Raw genomic sequence first — 19,065 nt, 5'->3', positions numbered from 1 at the left:
AAAATTTGTAAAGGAATGGTGAAATGGAACCAGTTGTAGGTTTGGATGTATCGAAAGGAACGAGTGTGGCTCAGGCATTCACTTCGCGAAATGAAGTGGCAGGGAAGTCGAAAAACATCTCCCACACGGAGGAAGGGTTTGAAGAATTTGGAGAGTGGCTTGGAGAACTGCGTCAGGAAACGGGAAAAGAACCGGTAGTTGTGTTAGAAGCAACAGGGCATTATCATCGGGGACTTGTGGCTTACATGGAACGCAGTGGGTTTTGCCATATGGTAATTAATCCACTTCAATCCAAACGGGCAAAAGGATCTCAACTACGAAAGGTAAAAACAGATGCCGCTGATGCGTGGCACAATGGTCTCAAGGGCCGACTGAACTAACGGGTAAACGTCTGCTTCAAATGTTGAAGATTATACTTACAGGCGAATTTCCTGAGCGTAGGATTAATTACTCTAATGAGCTTTTCTCGAAGCTGTTCGTGGAACATAAGAATGGTACACTTAAGCTAACCGGACACGATAGTTAAACAATAGACGGCATTTACATAAGAACGTGTGTGCGCTATGATGATTTTCCATATTTATCCATCAATGAGTTGGGGTTACATGGAGTGAGTCTTATTTGGGGAGGTCCTCGGCCTGGACAAGAATTCTGTTTATGGGAAAAGCGTTATAGGCGGTAGTGAGGTTAGTGTCATCTCGGTCGACGACATGGATACGGAGCGATTATTTACCTGGCTGCGATGACAGCCATCGATCCGACATTGTATGAAGCGGCGAGAGTGGATGGAGCTGGGCGTTTAAGAATGATTTGGCACATTACCCTCCCGATGGATGATCTGCACGTGGATATACGAATACCGGACGATCTCGTGTCCATCAACATGGTGCACCTTACTTTGCAACCGTTGGCCGAAAATGCCATCATTCACGGGTTTGCCGACCGTCCGTCTGATTGCCGGATAACAATTTCAGCCCGACTGGAAGGGATAGCGCTTGTGCTGAGGGTCGAAGATAATGGGCGAGGCTGCGAGGCAGATAAAATAAACCGCATGCTCCGGCAGCAGCCTGTGAGCGATCCTATCGGCAAATCGAACAGCGGTGGAACCGGCTACGGCACTATGAATGTTCATCGGAGAATTCAACTGCATTGCGGGGAGGCGTTTGGTTTGCGTTATGTTGAAGTAAGTGAGGGCACCTGTGTCGAAGGTGTTGGCGTGGCTTGACCGTGAGGAACCGGACCTGCTTTTAACTGATATCGGGATGCCCAAGATGAACGGCTTGGAGTTGATTGAGACCGTAAAAGCTCGTAATCCGGACATCCGCTACATCATTTTATCTGGATTGAGTGAGTTTGAGCATGCAAGGCAGGTGCTAAAGCTTCAAGTATTGGACTATGTCCTGAAGCCGATCGATCCGGTTGAAATAGAAAAGGTTGTTTCGCGTGCGGTCGAAGTACTTCACAAAGAACGGGAAGAGCGCCGGAAGTTGACCGTCGTAGAGCATGCCACCAAGGTAAAGCTGCCATATTTGTCGGATACGTTGCCTCAAGGGGAATGGCATGGAAGTTTGAAAAAGACGAAGTGGTCGAACAAGCGATTCAGTATATGAAGGAAGAATTTACACGTAGGGAATTGACGCTAGCGGATGTGGCGGCCTCAGTCGGATTAAGCGAAAAATATTTGAATCTGCTGTTTAAAGAAATAACCAGTGTGACGATCAATCATTGGATCATTCGTCTCCGTATGGAGGAAGCTGGCCGGCTGCTGAAGGATCCCGCGATAAAAATCTACGAGATATGTGACCGGATCGGGTATACAGACCAGGACCACTTCCGGGAGAACTTCAAGAAGCAGTTCGGTTTGACGCCGACCGAATATCGCAACAAGTTTTTGTAACGGGAGTTAAAGGAGAGGTTACCTGGGGTAATATTCCTTTAACCCCCGTTTTTCTTTATTTCTGGATAATAATCTAAATATTTAAATCCAAAAGAACGGCTTATACGAATTGCTTGTCTGTTTGGCATGTTCTAATTCATCAGCAAGAATATGAATGCCTTTTTCAATATCCTGTTCATCTGTGCGCATAATACTCATGCGTAACAAGTTCATTTTGGGGAAAGAGGAAAGGAATTGCGGGTCCGCTGGCAGCACATCTACCCCTCGTGTATGTAGCCTCTTAACCAAGTCCTCTGTATGAATATTGTGGAGATTAATCGTTGAAAAAAGACCTCCGCTAGACGTGACGGAATATAAGGACTCATGGGGCAATAGTCGGCTTGAAACTTCTTTTAGTTTGCTGACTCGATGATTATACAAGACCTTCATTTGCTTTGCATGATGCTCATACATACCGGATTGCAAAAAAATTTCTAGAACTCCTTGAGATAGAACCGAAGTGCTTAGATCCGCTGTTCGTTTAAGCTGCTGAAGGGAAGGGACGATTGAATGCGGTACTGTCGCTGCGGCAAGCCTTAATCCAGGCAGCATGATTTTAGAAAAACTTCGAAGGTAAATAACATGACTGGAGCCATTATACGCCCAAATGGGATCCGCTTTGTTGTTTGTTTCCATATCCGCGAGATAATCATCTTCAATAACGAAAACGTCGTACTTTTGCGCAAGCTCTGCTATTCTTTGCTTTTCCTTTGGTGTATAGGACGTCCCTAACGGATTATGGAACCGCGGAATGGTGTAGAAGAACTTAATCATGTTGCTTTGAAAATGACGTTCCAATGCAGCCCAGTCAATTCCGTTAGGAGTTCTATCGATCCCGATGACGGTTTGATTTTGTGCTTTCAGTGATTCCAACATCCCCCAGTAAGTCGGTTGTTCCACCAAGATGTTTGTCTTTCCATTTGGGAAAGGCATCCCGCTGAGTAGATGAAGCGCCTGCTGGGCACCTGAAAAAATAAATAGCTGCTGCTCCGAAGAAAAGACTTGTTGTTTATGAAAAAGCTTCACAATTTCCTGGCGTAGTGACAACAATCCTTGCGGATCGGGATAAGTGAAAATGGAAGTTTCAAAAAGCTCCATCGCCTTGTTTAAACATTGTCGCAAGTCCATTTGGGACATAGAGGAGGGATCAGGTGCCGCTGATGTAAAGTCGATTCGTTTGTTTTGGAGCAAGGGTAAAAGTGCTTCTTGCGCGACAACATAATAACCACTTTTCGGACGTGAATAAATCAAGTATTCCCTTTCAAGTTCCTGATACGCACTGATTATGGTATTGAGACTACAAGCGAATTGTTGACTCTGTTCTCGAATCGAGGGCAATCTCTGGCCAGGTTTAACAAAACTGTTGACGATGTCCGAGCGAATACTATCTATCACCTTTTGCTTTTTATTCGCCATAACAACACCCCCTATGCTGCAATCTGTATCCTTACAGATGTGTATTTTCTAGATATACACCCACATCTGTGCCTACTATAATACAGAATATCGCACAAAAGTAAACACGGGGTGGGCAGAATGAACAAAACAACAAGTGGATGGATCAATGGATTTTTAGGTGTGCTTTTCTTCAGCGGTTCCCTACCAGCAACGCGACTTGCTGTCATGGATTTCGATCCGTTGTTCCTCACGGTATGTCGCGCTGCAATCGCCGGGCTATTAGCGGGGGGATTACTTCTTATTTTTAGACCACAACGTCCTGTTCGAAACGAAGTCCTTCCGCTAGTGTTAGTGGCACTTTGCGTCGTCGTGGGATTTCCGCTACTGACAGGCGTAGCCCTTCAATATGTCACTTCCTCGCATGCGATTATTTATATTGGGCTTCTGCCGCTCTCGACAGCGATTTTTGGGGTGTTGCGGGGAGCTGAACGTCCTAAGCCGATTTTTTGGTTATTATCCGCTTTAGGGAGCTGTCTTGTAGCAGGATTTGCTTTAGCTAATGGAGCTACATCATCTCCACTTGGTGATGGACTCATGCTGGCATCGATTATCGTGTGTGGGTATGGTTATGCGGAAGGCGCGCGTCTCTCACGGAGACTGGGCGGATGGCAAGTCATCTCTTGGGCGCTTCTCATTTCCCTTCCCTTGATGTTGGTGCTCTCGCTTTATAAAATGCCTCAATCCTGGGATAGTATCCAGGTATCGTCCTACTTGAGTCTTGCCTACGTCTCGCTATTCAGTATGCTTATCGGCTTCGTGTTTTGGTACCGCGGTCTTGCTCAGGGAGGCATAGCAGCAGTCGGACAATTGCAACTCCTTCAGCCATTCTTCGGCCTGTTGCTCTCGGCTCTTGTTTTGCACGAATCCATTGGTTGGCCAATTTTTATTGTCAATATTGGCGTTGTTATGTGCGTGACGTTTGCCAAACGATTTGCTTCTAAATAGTCGGATTTCTTAGTCAGCAGTTGCGTTCACTCTATGGGGTGAACGCGTTTTTTACTTTAGGGGGGTATGAAGGATGAGCAGAGGTAGTGCTACACATGAAAACGCAAATGAAGAAATGAAAAAAACGGTTAATCCGTTAACGATACGTATTACTCGTTCTTTGTGGGAAAAATAGAAAAAGAAAGCGAGGAAGAATTTTATTACGACTCGGATGAGGCAAATATTGTAGGAGCCATTGATAACGAGATCCCTCATGTGAGAGATAAGAGAGAGAGAGAAATATTGACGGTGGTTTCGGAGAATATGCAAAGAAAACGGACTATACGTTAACGACCTAGGTGGGGATTTTTGATAAAGTTGGACTAACTTCTTTTTCATGAAGAAATAAATTCAGGGGGCTTGGGAAGAATGAAAAAAATGATAACGCTCTCGTTAAGCGCTTTAATGTTGACTACACTGCTTGCAGGTTGTAGTGGGGATTCCGCGACAGGGAAGAAGGAGTCAGAGAAAGGCAATGCTGTAGCAGACGATCTGAGCGAAAAAATAACAATTAATCTCATGACGCGAAGCTACGCTGGAGGAGGATGGCCGCCTAATCATCCCATCATTGAGGAACTGAACAAAAAGCTGAATATCGATCTTAAGATTGAATGGGTTCCTTCTGCCAACTATCCAGAGAAGCTGAATGTCATGGCCGCATCGAACAACTTCCCAGATGTCTTTTATATGACGAATACAGAGTATGTAAAGTGGCAGAGCAAAAATATTTTTATGGATGTGAAACCGGAGCTAAGCAAGTATCCGAACATTGTAAAGTACATTCCAGAGCAGTCGCTGAAACATTTTAACCCGAAAGACAAATATTTCGGTATACCGTTCTACAACCAGGAAACGAGAGATTCACTGGCTATTCGCAAAGATTGGCTTGATAAACTGGGACTCAAAGTACCGGAGACGATCGATGAATTTTATAACGTCGCCAAAGCGTTTGCTTTAAACGACCCGGATGGCAACGGCAAGCAGGATACGGTGGGTTTTTCGGTGGAAATTAGCCCTGGTGGTAATTTCGGATTTTGGGGAAGTGCACGATACCTGACTTCCAGTTTCGGGCTTGCGAACAAATGGAAATTGGAAGCAGACAAGCTGGTTCCTATGCAAACCCAAAGTAAGGAGTTAAAGGATTTTATCGGATTTATGAAAAAGGCCTATTCAGAGGGAGTATTGGACAAAGATTTTCCGATCCTGAAATCGCGTGATTCGCTTAATAAGATGGAGGCCGGAAAGTCTGGTATTGCCAATGTTAATCCGCAGCAGCTTTATATCGAAACATTACCTCCGTTAACGAAGTTGGATCCGAAAGCGGAGCTTGTCCAATTGCTGCCACCGACAGGTCCTACAGGGAAACGCGGGACACCGGGTACACCAGCATCGGACAAAATCGTGATCAATTCTAAGATCGATGTTAAGAAACAACAACGCATCCTGAAGCTGATGGATTACATGCTTTCAGACGAAGGTTATGATCTGGTGAAACATGGGATCGAGGGTGTCCACTACAAGAAGATATCGGCCGATAAATACGAGCAGCTCGACGCATCTATAAAGGACAGACAGTTCTTGTTAGTTGGCTGGTTCTTCAAACGGTTCGACCCGCTGTTTCTGGTTTATAAATGGAATGATCCTAAAGAGACGGCAACGATAAAATCATATTTCGATAACAATGAGAAACTTAAAGTGAATAACGACGGTTTTGGTCTTGATTCGGATACAGCCATCAAAGTCGGACCGACGATAGATAAAAAATGGATGGATACCATGGTTAAGGTTATTGTTGGTCAAGAACCGATGGAATCCATAGATAAAGCGATTGCTGAATGGAAGGCCGGCGGAGGAGATACCATTATTAAGGAAATAAATGACGAATATCTGAAAACAAAATAATAGGCTGTCAAACGTTAAAAGCCTGAATGATCGAGCTGTTCATTCAGGCTTTATTACCAAATTGAGAAAGGGAGGTTGCTGTCTTGAGTACTGCGATAACGGAATCCATTAGGGCAAACAGCAAGAGCACGCCTCGCAGATGGGATGAATGGAAGCGCGGAATCCCGATTTACTTGATGATTTTGCCGGGCTTCTTATATTTCATAGTCTTTAAATATATTCCTATGGGCGGCATTATTATCGCCTTCCAAAACTATGACCCTTTCGAAGGCTTTCTTCAAAGCCAATGGATCGGATTCGATAACTTCATTCGTCTGTTCAAGGACCCGGATTTTTGGGGGATCTTTAGGAACACCCTAGTGATTAGCGCTTTGAATTTATTTTTCTTTTTTCCTGTTCCGATCATCCTATCTCTTCTTTTGAACGAGGTTCGCATCCGTTGGTATAAAAAATGGGCGCAAACATTGTTATATGTTCCTCATTTCTTAAGCTGGGTAGTCATTGTCAGTATGACCGTCTTATTATTCTCCTCTCAAGATGGGGGAATTAACATTCTTCTTTCTACTTGGGGGTATGAGCGTGTTGAACTGATGACCGATCCTAGTTACTTCCGGATGCTTTATTTGTTTCAGGTGGTTTGGAAGGAAGCCGGATGGAGCGCGATCATTTTCCTTGCGGCTCTTGCTTCTGTAGATCCTACACTGTATGAGGCTGCCCGGGTTGACGGTGCCAGCCGCTGGAGACAAATTTGGCATATTAACTTGCCTGCTCTGCGGGCGACCATCATCATTTTATTCATTTTGCGATTGGGCCACGTGATGGATTCGGGTTTCGAACATATCCTACTGCTGCAAAATTCACTGAATATTGATATTTCCGAAGTGTTTGACACTTATGTGTTTCGGGTTGGAATTAACCAGGGGGAATTCAGCTATACAACAGCGGTCGGACTGTTCAAAGGATTGGTAGGATTAGTGCTCGTCTACCTGGCCAACAAGGCATCCCGGAAAATAGGAGAGGAAGGGGTATATTAGGATGAAAAAGAAGGCCATCACGAAACGATTTTCATTATTTGATATATGCATCTATTTGCTGCTCTCTTTAATCCTGCTGTTGGTTATATTCCCTTGCATGTATGTGCTTCTTAGCTCTTTTTCGACGAAACAAGAAATGTTGTCACGAGGTTTTTTCCTAATTCCAAAAGATTGGACATTAAACGCCTACGGCTATTTATTCAGCAACCATAACTTTATTACATCTTATTGGAATGCGCTGCAAATCACTGTGGGAGGGACCGTGCTTAGCATTACGGTTACCACTTTGATGGCTTACGGGTTATCCAGGACTTGGCTCAGGGGCAGAAAAGCGATAAATATTATGGTTTTATTTACATTGATTTTTAGCGGCGGCATTATTCCTATGTATTTGCTGACCAGTCAGCTTGGCTTACTGAATAGTTATTGGTCGCTATTTTTGAATAATGCTGTCCTTCCGTTTAACCTGATCGTGATGAGAAGTTTTTTTCAGAATACGCCCAAGGAACTTGAAGACGCGGCTCGGATTGACGGTTGCGGGGAGTGGACCATGTTTTTGCGTGTCATTCTGCCGCTATCCATGACCTCGGTCGCTACCTTCATTATGTTTTATGCTGTGTTTTATTGGAATTCTTATTTCCAAGCTGTTCTGTTTATCAGCGATTCACAGAAATTACCTTTGCAGGTGTTCTTAAGGCAAATAATATTGGAATCGAGCAATTCGCTGGAAACGTCAGCCAAAGGATTTGAGTATGGACCACCGGTGCAAATGGCTGTCGTGGTCATGGCTTCGATTCCAATGCTTATCATGTATCCGTATTTTCAAAAGCATTTTGATAAGGGAATGCTTGTGGGGTCGGTAAAAGGGTGAACCCAACTTCGTGCCGGATGCAGTGTGGGACCCCCATGATATAATGAAGGATTAATGTCGATCTCCAAGGGACGACATAGTGGATTCATTACAACTATAGGTGGTGCTCATATATGTATCAGGTCATGATTGTTGAGGATGAGCATTGGATACGCGGTGCCATCGCCAAAATGGTGGAGCAGATGGGAAGCGAATACGAAGTTGTGGCCGAAGTGGGAAATGGGGAAGAGGCACTGCAGATGATATATACGGTGTGGCCCTCTATCGTTATCACCGACATCATGATGCCTATTCAGGACGGTCTCTGGCTGGTTCGTGAAATTCACGAGAGACGATTGCCGATCATTACGGTTATTGTGACGGGGTACAGTGAATTCGAATATGCACGGCAAGCGTTGCGTTATAACGTCAGTGATTTTTTGCTCAAGCCCGTGATGGAGGAGGAGCTAAACAAAGCCTTGCAGAACGCGCGTGAGGGAATAGCGCAATTCATAAATTTGAGACAATATTTCCTGAGCATTCAGCAGTTTTTTGACAAAATCACCGATATGGATCCTCAGAATGTGTTTAAGGAACAAGCCGATATTGTTCAGCAAATTATTGGCACTTCTACATTGCAGGAAAGCGAAAAAATGATAGTACTCAAAACGTTCTCCGGAAAATTCAATGACTTGATTCAAGGTATGGAGCCCTCTTTCACTCGTATGGAGATTTCTCGATTTAAGCAGGAGCAGGTCACCCAGTACTTTCATACTTTGACGCAACACTGGATTCAGTATTATAACACGATATTCAACATTGATATGCGCCAGCTCGTCCGTAAAGCATGTGAGTTCCTGCAGGCCCATTATGCTGAAGATTTGTCTATTACGGAAATGACCAATCGGTTTCATATCAGTGTTTCCCAATTTAGCCTGTTGTTTAAAAAGTATACAGGGCAAACCTTTATCAACTATTTAACTGCGCTCCGGATCCAGCAGGCCAAGCTTCTATTAATCGAAGGTAATCTGAGGATCTACGAAATTGCTGAATCAGTCGGCTTTAATTCTCTGCCGCACTTCAATCGTGTATTTAAACAGAATACGGGACAATCCCCCAATGAATACAGAAAATCGATGGGTGTATAAACGTATGAGAAAAACTTTTGCCGATTTCCATTTTCGTTTCTCGATCAAAGCGAAGTTAACGTTTGCCTTTCTTTTCCTAGGCTTGCTCACCATCTTATTGATGGGATTTCTGTCTTACACTTACTACAGCGGTGGGATCAAACGGGACTTTTATCGAATTTCCCAGGAGGCCACACTCCGGCTGAATCATCATATTGATTTTTACATTTACCAGTTGGGAAAGTCGACGTCATCTGTGGCGAAAGACGAGCTCATTCAACAGTGGATGAAACAAGGCCAATCCCATTCCTTGAAGGAAAAAGTAGACGTTCAAAACGTCCTGAGAAGATCTGTGGCGCTCAACTATCCGGAAATTGCCGGTATGTTCCTGCTAACCCCAGATGGTCGAACGTTGGCGATGTCGAACTTGTCCTTAACTTCGGAAGAGGTTTTTAACGATGAGCCTTGGAGCTATGACGGCTTTCAGGAGAAGACCGTAGTGATCCCCACGCATACTGTGAAATACATCACCGGCGACGTGCGCGTGCTGTCCTTAGAGCTGCCCATCTATAGCATTGAAAACATGGATTTTCTAGGGAAGTTGGTCATAGACTTTTATTTGGATGAAATCAACCGCACGTTCGAAAAGGCAGCGCTCGCTCCAAAAGGCCGATTCTTCATCATATCCGAAGAGGATTCGATTGTTTATTATCCGGAATACAGCTGGCTTGGCGTAGATCGCAAGTTGACGGAATTGGGGAAGCTGGATCTTTCGGTTAACGAAAGTGCTTCGATTCAAGAGTGGGAAGGTCGGAAAACCCTGGTAGCCGTTACGAAATCGGAAACGACTGGGTGGAGCTTCGTTTCGACGGTCCCCTTTGCCGAGATGGCATCAGCAACAAAGAATACCCCGAATGCCATGATAGCCGCATTTCTGATAATAGCCTTGGGGATTGTGTTGACCGTACCATTCTTGTCATCGATTTTTGTCAGGCCCATTCTTCATCTTAGTAAAGTCATGAGCAATGTGGAGCGAGGAGACCTGAACGTCCGTGCAGTCTATGTGTCTGGCCATGACGAATTTCAGTATTTAAATCGAAGCTTCAATATGATGGTTGATCAAATTCAAGAACTGATTGAAACCGTCAGTACCTTGAAGTACAAGGAAGTCAGTCTTCAGCTTAGGGAAAAGGAAGCGATGGTCAAAGCACTGCAAACCCAAATTAATCCGCATTTTTTGTACAACTCGCTCGACATAATCAAAAGTATGGCTTATTTGGAGGATATGCCGGAAATCGTTAATATGGCCCGCAGTTTGGCCGACTTTTACAGATATACCGCTAAAGATACGGATTCGATGGTGAAGTTGGAAGATGAGTTAACGCAGTTGAAGCATTATTTATCGATAATTCATGTTCGATTCCCAGGAACATTTCGTAGTCAATTCAGCCTAAATGATCAATTTATGAAATGCTTGATCCCTAAGTTGATTATCCAACCACTTGTTGAGAATGCGGTGAAATATGCAATAGAACCTAAAGCAGGAAAAGGCAGTATTATTGTTAATGCATTTAACGATCTAACCGATCTAGTGATTGAAGTAGCGGATAACGGGCCGGGTATTCGTCCTGACCGTCTGGCGGAAATCAAGAGTATGCTGACCCAGCTCTCAGAAAATGCCCAACTCGGGTATGGGAGACAACAGTCACTTGGTATTGCTAATGTACACGCCAGGATTGTTTTGCAGTATGGAAGTCAATATGGGGTGCGCATGGATTCATTCGAAAGCCGCGGCACGGTCGTTTCTATTCGGTTGCCATTAAATATGCTCCAGATACATTCGGACAAATAGACATTTTTTGAAGGAGAGGATATGAAATGAAGGCGATTATGCTTATGTTTGATACGTTAAACAGACACATGCTTCCTCCTTATGGAAGCGATTGGGTTCATGCCCCGAATTTTGCAAGGCTGGCCGAGAAAACTGTTGTTTTTGACCAGGCCTATGTGGGAAGTATGCCTTGTATGCCTGCGCGGCGGGAGATTCATACGGGACGATACAACTTTCTTCACCGCAGTTGGGGCCCGATAGAACCATTTGACGACTCCATGCCAGAGTTGCTCAAGAAGAATGGTGTTTACTCGCATTTGGTGACCGATCACCAACACTACTGGGAAGATGGCGGAGGCACCTATCACACCCGATACAGCTCATATGAACTGATTCGCGGGCAGGAAGGCGATCCATGGAAAGGTGAGGTTGCCGATCCGCAGATGGCCGCCATGAAGCAAATGAACCCGTTGATCCGGCAAGATTGGGTGAACCGTAAATATATTCGGGAAGAGCAGGATTTTCCGCAAGCGCAAACGATGGAGAAGGGCTTGGAATTTATACGGACGAATCATAGGGATGACCGATGGTTCGTACAGATAGAAACATTTGACCCACACGAGCCTTTTTATGCGCCGCAAAAATACCGTGATTTATATCCGCATAAGTACGAGGGAAAACATTTTGATTGGCCGCCTTACGGTCCAGTAAACGAAACCAAGGAAGAAATCGAACACGTCCGTTTTGAATATGCAGCCCTGGTCAGCATGTGCGACCACTATCTCGGCAAAGTGCTGGATACCATGGATGAATTGGACTTGTGGAAGGACACGATGCTGATTGTCAATACTGACCATGGGTATTTGCTTGGGGAACATGATTGGTGGGCCAAAACGATCATGCCGTTCTATAACGAGATTGCCCATATGCCACTTTTTATATGGGACCCTCGAAGCGGAAAATGCAATGAACGCAGGAACAGCTTGGTGCAGACCATCGATTTAGCTCCAACTCTGCTTGAATTTTTTGGACTGGACATTCCTGAGGATATGCATGGGAAGGTTCTTAAGGAAACGATAGCCAGTGACCTTAGGGTACGAGAGGTCGCTCTGTACGGATTGCACGGCGCACATGTGAATGTGACAGATGGCCGCTACGTCTATATGCGGGCTCCGGTTTCTAAGGATAACACGCCGTTATACAACTACACGCTGATGCCGACTCATATGCGCAGCAGGTTCTCATTGAAAGAGCTGCAGGAGATCAGTTTACAAAAGCCGTTCTCTTTTACGAAGGGGATACAAACGTTGAAGGTCAAGGCAGCCGGGTATAGCCATTTCCACTCATTAGGTACATTGCTATTTGACGTTACCGAGGATCCGTTTCAGAAACATCCTATCCAAGATCAGCATATCGAAACAAACATGATCCGAATGCTCAAGCAGCTTATGGAAGCAAATGAAGCTCCGCCAGAGCAGTATGTTCGATTAGGCATATAAGCTAGAGCTATCTTTATACTTTAAATAAATTCTTCGAGGAGAACAGATGAACATTGAAGAACTGATAGGTAAAATGACGGTTGAAGAGAAAATCAGCTTGCTGGCCGGCGCCTCGTCATGGCGTACACAAGCGATTGAACGGTTGAATATTCCTTCTATAATACTGACCGACGGACCCCACGGTGTGAGACTCACGACTGCCAGTGAGCCAGGCGAGATGCTTTCGAAAACACAGCCTGCGACGGCTTTTCCTATCGAGGCTGCGATGGCAGCTACGTGGAATGAGCCATTGATTCATGAGTTGGGCGTAGCGATTGCAGAGGAGTGCCAATATTACGACGTTGGAATTATTCTTGGACCTGGTATGAATGGCAAGCGTTCTCCGCTTGGCGGGCGCAACTTTGAGTATTTCTCGGAGGATCCTTTTTTAACGGGTAAAATCGGGGCTTCCTTTGTGAAAGGTGTACAAGAGGGTGGCATAGGGACGTCAATTAAGCATTTTGCAGCCAATGAACAAGAAACCAATCGAATGGTTGTCAGCTCTGAAGTGGACGAGCGGACCTTAAGAGAGCTTTATATGCTTCCATTTGAAATGGTAATTAATGAGGCTAATCCGTGGACGATAATGTGCTCCTATAACAAAGTAAATGGTATACACATGGCGAACAACGATAAGTATTTGAACGGCCTCCTGAAGCAAGAATGGGGCTTTGAAGGTTTGGTCATGTCTGACTGGGGAGCTGCTGTAGACAAGGTGGCGTCGGTTCAATACGGTCTTGATTTGGAAATGCCTGGTCCAGGCCACCGTAATGCGGAAGTAGTGGAAGCTTATCGAAACAAACAGATTACTGCTGAGCAGCTTGACGACCATGTCCGCCGAATTCTGAAGGTCATTCATTTGGTACTCGCGCATAAGAGAGAAGTCCCATCGATTGATGTGGACCATCATCATGCAATTGCCCGTAGAGTGGCAGAAGAAGCGATTGTGCTTCTTAAGAACGAGGATTACATTCTTCCTCTTGTCAAGCAAGCTGAAGTAGCAGTATTAGGAAAGTTCGCAGAAGTACCCCGTTTCCAGGGCGGCGGCAGCTCTCATATGAACCCGGCCCTGCTGGATATTCCTCTTGATGAAATTTCCAAATTCGCTCACACGGTTTACGGCGCAGGCTATGATGAGACGGATAACGATGAGCTTTTAACGGAGGCTTGCGAGCTAGCAGCGGGTCAAGATGCGGTAATCATTTTCGTCGGAACAACGGTCAAAATTGAGAGTGAAGGATATGACCGTGAAGACTTGAACATTCCCCACAGCCATACGCGGCTGATTGATGCGGTGTCCAAAGTCAATCCAAACGTGATCATTGTTGTAAATAGCGGTTCTGTGATAGATATCAGTGCGTATGAGTCACAGGTAAAGGCGATTGTGCAGGCGTGGTTGCCAGGACAAGCTGGCGGTTCGGCCATTGCAAACATTTTGTTCGGAGAGGTAAACCCGTCAGGAAAACTAACGGAGACGTTCCCGTTGGCATTGGAGCATAACCCGTCATACCTGTCATTCCCGGGCAATATTAACCAAGTGAAATACTCTGAAGGCATCTTTGTCGGGTACCGTTACTACGATACGAAGAAGCTGGATGTGAAATATCCGTTCGGTTTCGGCCTTTCTTATACCGAGTTCGAGTACTCAAATCTGCGTCTTTCCAGCAGCAGCTTAAAGGACGGCGATGTGCTGAAGATTACGGTGGATGTGAAAAACGTTGGTGAGTGTACCGGTAAAGAAGCCGTGCAAGTGTATGTGCGTGATGTGAAATCCACTGTATTGAAAGCGGACAAGGAACTGAAGGGTTTTGCAAAAGTTGAACTTATTCCTGGTGAAACGAAGTCCGTACAGATCGAAGTGAATGAACGCGCTTTCTCTCATTACGTTGAGCATCTTGGCAAGTTTGCCGTTGAATCCGGCGAATTCCAAATTCTCGTCGGCGCTTCTTCCCGTGATATCCGTCTATTTGGGACTGTTGTATTCACATCTTCCGGAGATTTGAGAGAACCGTTAACACTGCTGCACTCGCTTCAAGAATGGTTGAAAGACGGCCGCTATGCGGATAAAGTCCAGTTCGTAATTTCCCAAATGTCCCAGATGAAAATAAATGAAGATAACCCGCTGTATCCTGTCGTTCTTGGCATGCCAATCCGTACTATACTGAGCTCCCTGCAATCATTTGGCTACCCGCAAGAAGTGGTAGATCAGATTCATAGCAGGTTCAGCGAAGCATCTGCTGCACAAGAGAACGTATAAACTTCACTGACTTTGATAAGAAAATAGAAAAGCAAAGGATGCGAAAGTAGATAAACGAAAAAATGGTGTTGCCAGTTTGGACGATTGGTTTGTTTATCGTTGTTATGAATACAACGATGTTTAATGTTTCAATCCCAAGTATTATTAACGATCTACATATTAGCGCCGATCAAGGATCTTGGGTCATCTCGAGCTATTCCTTGGGTTATGCCTTATCGACTATTATTTACAGCAGGCTAACTGATGTTGTACCAATGAGAAAGCTGCTAACGGTTGGCCTTTTGGTGCTCGGCCTTTCATCCTTATTGGGCTTTTTCGCGAATGATTTCTACACACTCTTGATGGCACGAATTATTCAATCCATGGGCTCGGGTGTAATGGCAGGTCTTGGTCTGGTACTGGTTAGTCGCTACATTCCGAAAGAAAGACGCGGCTCGGCGATCGCTATGATTTCAGCAGGGAGTGCGATGGCATTCGGACTAGGTCCGATTATCGGGGGACTAGTCAATGCATACTTCGGTTGGAACGGACTATTCGCGGTAACGTGCCTTGTATTGGTCATTCTGCCTGCTTTGTTGAGCTTACTTCCAAGGGAGAACGCCTTACGGTTCCGCTTCGATATTCCGGGTGCATCCTTAACCGTCGTCAATGCGGTTACTTTGCTGCTAACTGTGACACAGGTTTCCGTCATTTGGCTAGCGGTCTTTTGTCTTTCGATCTTACTTCATGCCTGGCATATGAGCAGAGGGAAAGAAACTTTCATTAATCCTGATCTATTTAGGAGTACAGCTTATCGCAAACTCATTGTCATAGGATTTTGTATTTTAATGTTAAATCTCGGCAATTTGTTTCTGATGCCACTGGTGCTTGCGAAAGTGTTCAGCCTTTCGGCCATGAAAATCGGAGTGACGATAGCTCCAGGGGCCATACTGTCTGCTTTTTTGACTCGCTACTTCGGCCGATGGATCGATCGATACGGCAATTTGCTCTTCTTGTTTATCGGTCACGCCGTAATGGTTTTTGTATTGCTTTTATTTTGCACTGTGCTAAGTGCTTCTCCCATTGTTACACTCATAGGTTACATTTGTTTTTCACCTGCCTTTTCGGCTACGCTCGCGTCGCTGAACAATGAAACGTCGCGAATTTTGATTAAAGCCCACATCGGCTCGGGAATGGGACTAATGCAGCTCATTCAGTTTTGCGGCGGTTCAATCTCTGTAGCGGTATGCGGGGTCTTGCTCGAAACGCACAAAAAAACAGAAATACTAGCGTCGTACCAGCATTTGTATGGACTAATGTTACTGATAGGCTTACTTTCCATCGGGATTCTGATATGGTTCAAGCTTTCCATCAACAAAGAATCGGATTCACTGAATAAGAAACCAAATTTTCAAAAACTTGCTGATTAAACCGTTGTTCTCTCAAGATGTAGTAAAGCTCGCACGTGCAAAGCGGGGGTCGGAGATTCGAATGGATGCTAGGGGGACAAGAAGATGATTGGTATATGGAACTGCAAGGTGATCACGAATCAATTAAAATTGAAAATCGTTTTTAATGTGGAAGAGAATGATGGTATTAAACTCGCTATGAGTGTGGAACCGTATTGGATGCCAATTGAAATCGTTGAAGTCAAAGCTGAAGGAGATCGTCTGACAGCGGTGGGACAGACCAAATATTCACCGGAACCGATCCTCATAGAGCTGCAATTTGCAAAAGATACGTTTACCGGAAAGTTGAAGCTGCCTTTCGTTGGGGAGAAAGAAGTTCAAGGTGAAAGAGGAAAGGGATCCTCCTTTACGGAAGAATTGATAGCAATCGTTGCGCCTTATCGGAAAGATCGTATTGCACAGCGAACTGATGAAGAAATTCATGGGGAAATCGAAAGCTTACTTGGAAGAATGAGTATTCAAGATAAACTCGGACAAATGAGTCAATGCATCGCTTCCAACTTCTCGTTCGGCGCATATGTAGCTTCTGCGCCTCCCGAGCAGTTGGTGGCGGAGGGTAAGGTTGGATCGATTCTGGGTGCTTTTGACAGCAGCCGCGTGTTTGTGCTGCAAAAAACTGCAGTTGAACAATCACCACACAAGATTCCACTGCTCTTTAACGCTGATATTATTCACGGGCATCAGACGATATTTCCGGTTCCTCTCGGGTGGTCCTGCAGTTGGGATCTAGAAGCGATCAAACAAGCATGTGCCATTGCGTCCAAAGAAGCGACCGCTTCCGGAATCACCTATAATCACGGCCCGATGGTGGATGTTACCCGGGATGCCCGCTGGGGACGTGTGGTGGAAGGAGCGGGCGAAGACCCTTATCTAGGCTCGCTCATTGCCAAGGCTCAGGTCGAAGGATTTCAAGGTGACAGCTTGTTCAGCGAAGAGACGTTGATTGCTTGTTTGAAGCATTTCATTGCATATGGAGCAGCCGAGAGCGGTAGAGATTACAATACGGTAGATATTTCTGAAGGCACCTTACGCAACGTATATTTGCCTCCTTTTCAAGCAGGACTTGAGGCAGGTGCTGGATCGGTGATGAACGCATTCAACATTTATCAAGGAGTTCCGGTGGCTGGTAGTAGTTATCTATTGAAAGATATATTGAGGGATGAACTTGGTTTTGACGGCATGTTAATCTCCGACTATGGCTCGATCGACGAAATCCAAATTCATGGTGCTGCCAAGGATGCCGAGGGTGCTGCTAAAATGGCCATTGACGCTACGATGGACATTGAAATGGTGACGAGACTATACTACGATCGGCTCCCCCGGCTTGTCGAGGAAGGTGTCGTGAAGGAAGCGCAATTGGATGCGGCGGTTCGGCGTATTTTAACGTATAAATTCAAAATCGGCATCATGGATGATCCTTATCGCTACATTAGACCGGAAAAAGAAATTGAATATCATTTCCATTCAGATCACTTGAAGAAGAGCCGCGAGCTTGCCCAGAAATCCATTGTGCTTTTGAAAAATAACGGTGTACTTCCGCTCACAAGGAAGAAGAAAATTGCTGTTATCGGACCATTTGCGGCCAGTAAAGATTTGCTTGGACCTTGGCAATTTTCAAAATACGGCAATGATACAGTTACGCTACTGCAAGGTCTAATGGAGAGCGGAATCGATCCAGAGAATTTGTTGTATGCTGAAGGGTGTGGGGTAAATAGTAGCATAGAAGGCGGTATGGATAGAGCAGTTGCTTTAGCGCAGAATGCTGATGTGGTTATTCTTGCTCTAGGCGAGAATAGCGCTATGTCCGGTGAAGCAGCTTCGCGCGCGGATATTACGCTTCCTGATGTTCAGCAGCAACTGGCCGAGGCGATCGTGAACCTGGGTAAACCTACGATTATGGTGCTAACCAACGGCAGACCCCTTGTCTTGGATTGGTTCGATCGTCATGTGGATGCTATCGTCGAAACCTGGTTCTTGGGTTCGCAAGCGGGGAACGCCATTGCGGATGTATTGCTCGGTGATTATAACCCTTCCGGGAAACTGACAATGTGCTTCCCTCATAAGGTGGGTCAGTCACCTTTGTATTACAATCACTTCAACACGGGAAGGCCTCGTAACGAGGCGAATAAATCGAGGAAATTCGTTTCTAAATATTTAGATACGCCAAATGAACCCCTGTATCCCTTCGGATATGGACTTAGTTATACAACCTTCACCTATTCAGATATCCAACTGGACAAAGTTCAATTATCTCGGACTGATAAGCTGAACATAAGCGTCATCGTGACCAACACGGGGGATTATGCTGGCGAAGAAATCGTTCAACTTTACATCCAGGATCTGTATGGAAGCACTGTGCGACCTGTGAAAGAACTGAAGGGATTTGAGAAAATCGAATTGAAGCCGGGAGAAAGCAGTGAAGTTCAGTTTACCATTACGGAAGAGGATTTGAAGTTCTACACGGCAAACCGCCGTTATGAAGCCGAAGCAGGTGACTTCAAAGTCTACGTTGGACCGAGCTCTCAAGTGGTGAAGGAAGCTAGCTTTGAGCTTATATAGAGATGATCGATCGTTGCGTCATTCTTGTTAAGGAAAGCAATCTATATGAAAAAAAGATTAAATTGGTTTTTTCGCAGACCCAATTCAAGGCATGTCCACAGCACTGGAAAGGGAGCATCCTTTGTTTCAGATTAAGTTTGC

General features: G+C 45.1%; 14 protein-coding genes and 2 pseudogenes. 15 read left to right on the top strand and 1 reads right to left on the bottom strand.

The window, feature by feature from the left end; translation table 11 throughout:
* Window positions 1–23 precede the first annotated feature (23 nt).
* From GC096_RS11520 to GC096_RS11505, 5 genes and pseudogenes are all read left to right on the top strand, one after another.
* Window positions 24–353 (top strand): annotated as a pseudogene (locus GC096_RS11520) (IS110 family transposase); the annotation flags it as partial.
* Window positions 354–712: 359 nt separating this feature from the next.
* Window positions 713–829: pseudogene (locus GC096_RS11515) on the top strand (ABC transporter permease subunit); the annotation flags it as partial.
* Entirely contained in the window at window positions 806–1,225 is a 420-nt protein-coding gene (locus GC096_RS38435) for a sensor histidine kinase (protein ID WP_216626095.1), read from the top strand. The pseudogene GC096_RS11515 and the gene GC096_RS38435, both read left to right, overlap by 24 nt.
* The gene (locus GC096_RS11510; RefSeq protein WP_171630373.1) at window positions 1,200–1,610 is read left to right on the top strand and encodes a response regulator; all 411 of its coding nucleotides are present in this window, start codon (window positions 1,200–1,202) and stop codon (window positions 1,608–1,610) included. The genes GC096_RS38435 and GC096_RS11510 overlap by 26 nt, the downstream gene beginning before the upstream one ends.
* A complete protein-coding gene (locus tag GC096_RS11505; protein WP_171630372.1) occupies window positions 1,556–1,897 on the top strand; it encodes a helix-turn-helix transcriptional regulator in 342 nt (113 codons plus the stop codon). Before GC096_RS11510 ends, GC096_RS11505 begins: the two co-directional genes overlap by 55 nt.
* Before the next feature lie 81 nt (window positions 1,898–1,978).
* On the opposite strand, the gene GC096_RS11500 is transcribed toward GC096_RS11505, so the two are convergent.
* On the bottom strand, window positions 1,979–3,352 hold the full coding sequence (locus GC096_RS11500; RefSeq protein WP_171630371.1) for an aminotransferase-like domain-containing protein: 1,374 nt from the start codon (window positions 3,350–3,352) through the stop codon (window positions 1,979–1,981).
* A 120-nt stretch (window positions 3,353–3,472) separates the two neighbouring features.
* On the opposite strand from GC096_RS11500, the gene GC096_RS11495 reads away from it, so the two are divergent.
* The 10 genes from GC096_RS11495 to bglX all read left to right on the top strand — a co-directional run bounded on the left by GC096_RS11495 (window position 3,473) and on the right by bglX (window position 18,924).
* Window positions 3,473–4,339, top strand: a complete 867-nt coding sequence (locus GC096_RS11495; protein ID WP_171630370.1) for a DMT family transporter — start codon at window positions 3,473–3,475, stop codon at window positions 4,337–4,339.
* Between the two features lie 408 nt (window positions 4,340–4,747).
* Complete coding sequence (locus GC096_RS11490) at window positions 4,748–6,280, top strand: extracellular solute-binding protein (RefSeq protein ID WP_171630369.1); 1,533 nt, start codon at window positions 4,748–4,750, stop codon at window positions 6,278–6,280.
* Between the two features lie 83 nt (window positions 6,281–6,363).
* Complete coding sequence (locus GC096_RS11485) at window positions 6,364–7,314, top strand: ABC transporter permease (RefSeq protein WP_171630368.1); 951 nt, start codon at window positions 6,364–6,366, stop codon at window positions 7,312–7,314.
* Between the two features lies 1 nt (window position 7,315).
* Entirely contained in the window at window positions 7,316–8,185 is an 870-nt protein-coding gene (locus tag GC096_RS11480; RefSeq protein ID WP_171630367.1) for a carbohydrate ABC transporter permease, read from the top strand.
* A gap of 113 nt (window positions 8,186–8,298) precedes the next feature.
* The gene (locus GC096_RS11475; protein WP_171630366.1) at window positions 8,299–9,312 is read left to right on the top strand and encodes a helix-turn-helix domain-containing protein; all 1,014 of its coding nucleotides are present in this window, start codon (window positions 8,299–8,301) and stop codon (window positions 9,310–9,312) included.
* 4 nt (window positions 9,313–9,316) lie between these two features.
* Window positions 9,317–11,143, top strand: a complete 1,827-nt coding sequence (locus GC096_RS11470; protein ID WP_171630365.1) for a sensor histidine kinase — start codon at window positions 9,317–9,319, stop codon at window positions 11,141–11,143.
* A gap of 26 nt (window positions 11,144–11,169) precedes the next feature.
* The gene (locus tag GC096_RS11465) at window positions 11,170–12,621 is read left to right on the top strand and encodes a sulfatase (protein WP_171630364.1); all 1,452 of its coding nucleotides are present in this window, start codon (window positions 11,170–11,172) and stop codon (window positions 12,619–12,621) included.
* 46 nt (window positions 12,622–12,667) lie between these two features.
* Window positions 12,668–14,917, top strand: a complete 2,250-nt coding sequence (locus GC096_RS11460; RefSeq protein WP_171630363.1) for a glycoside hydrolase family 3 C-terminal domain-containing protein — start codon at window positions 12,668–12,670, stop codon at window positions 14,915–14,917.
* 62 nt (window positions 14,918–14,979) lie between these two features.
* Complete coding sequence (locus GC096_RS11455) at window positions 14,980–16,326, top strand: MFS transporter (protein ID WP_216626094.1); 1,347 nt, start codon at window positions 14,980–14,982, stop codon at window positions 16,324–16,326.
* Between the two features lie 84 nt (window positions 16,327–16,410).
* Entirely contained in the window at window positions 16,411–18,924 is a 2,514-nt protein-coding gene (bglX, locus tag GC096_RS11450) for a beta-glucosidase BglX (RefSeq protein ID WP_171630362.1), read from the top strand.
* Window positions 18,925–19,065 lie beyond the last annotated feature (141 nt).

Source organism: Paenibacillus plantarum, assembly GCF_013141695.1.
Taxonomy (GTDB): domain Bacteria; phylum Bacillota; class Bacilli; order Paenibacillales; family NBRC-103111; genus Paenibacillus_E; species Paenibacillus_E plantarum.
This window is presented reverse-complemented; position numbering and strand designations above follow the sequence as displayed.

Coding starts and splice junctions, on each gene's coding strand:
- GC096_RS11475 (WP_171630366.1), top strand. CDS start 8,299: ATGTATCAGGTCATGATTGTTGAGGATGAGCATTGGATACGCGGTGCC.
- bglX (WP_171630362.1), top strand. CDS start 16,411: ATGATTGGTATATGGAACTGCAAGGTGATCACGAATCAATTAAAATTG.
- GC096_RS11505 (WP_171630372.1), top strand. CDS start 1,556: ATGGCATGGAAGTTTGAAAAAGACGAAGTGGTCGAACAAGCGATTCAG.
- GC096_RS11480 (WP_171630367.1), top strand. CDS start 7,316: ATGAAAAAGAAGGCCATCACGAAACGATTTTCATTATTTGATATATGC.
- GC096_RS11490 (WP_171630369.1), top strand. CDS start 4,748: ATGAAAAAAATGATAACGCTCTCGTTAAGCGCTTTAATGTTGACTACA.
- GC096_RS38435 (WP_216626095.1), top strand. CDS start 806: ATGATTTGGCACATTACCCTCCCGATGGATGATCTGCACGTGGATATA.
- GC096_RS11470 (WP_171630365.1), top strand. CDS start 9,317: ATGAGAAAAACTTTTGCCGATTTCCATTTTCGTTTCTCGATCAAAGCG.
- GC096_RS11460 (WP_171630363.1), top strand. CDS start 12,668: ATGAACATTGAAGAACTGATAGGTAAAATGACGGTTGAAGAGAAAATC.
- GC096_RS11495 (WP_171630370.1), top strand. CDS start 3,473: ATGAACAAAACAACAAGTGGATGGATCAATGGATTTTTAGGTGTGCTT.
- GC096_RS11465 (WP_171630364.1), top strand. CDS start 11,170: ATGAAGGCGATTATGCTTATGTTTGATACGTTAAACAGACACATGCTT.
- GC096_RS11500 (WP_171630371.1), bottom strand. CDS start 3,352: ATGGCGAATAAAAAGCAAAAGGTGATAGATAGTATTCGCTCGGACATC.
- GC096_RS11455 (WP_216626094.1), top strand. CDS start 14,980: ATGGTGTTGCCAGTTTGGACGATTGGTTTGTTTATCGTTGTTATGAAT.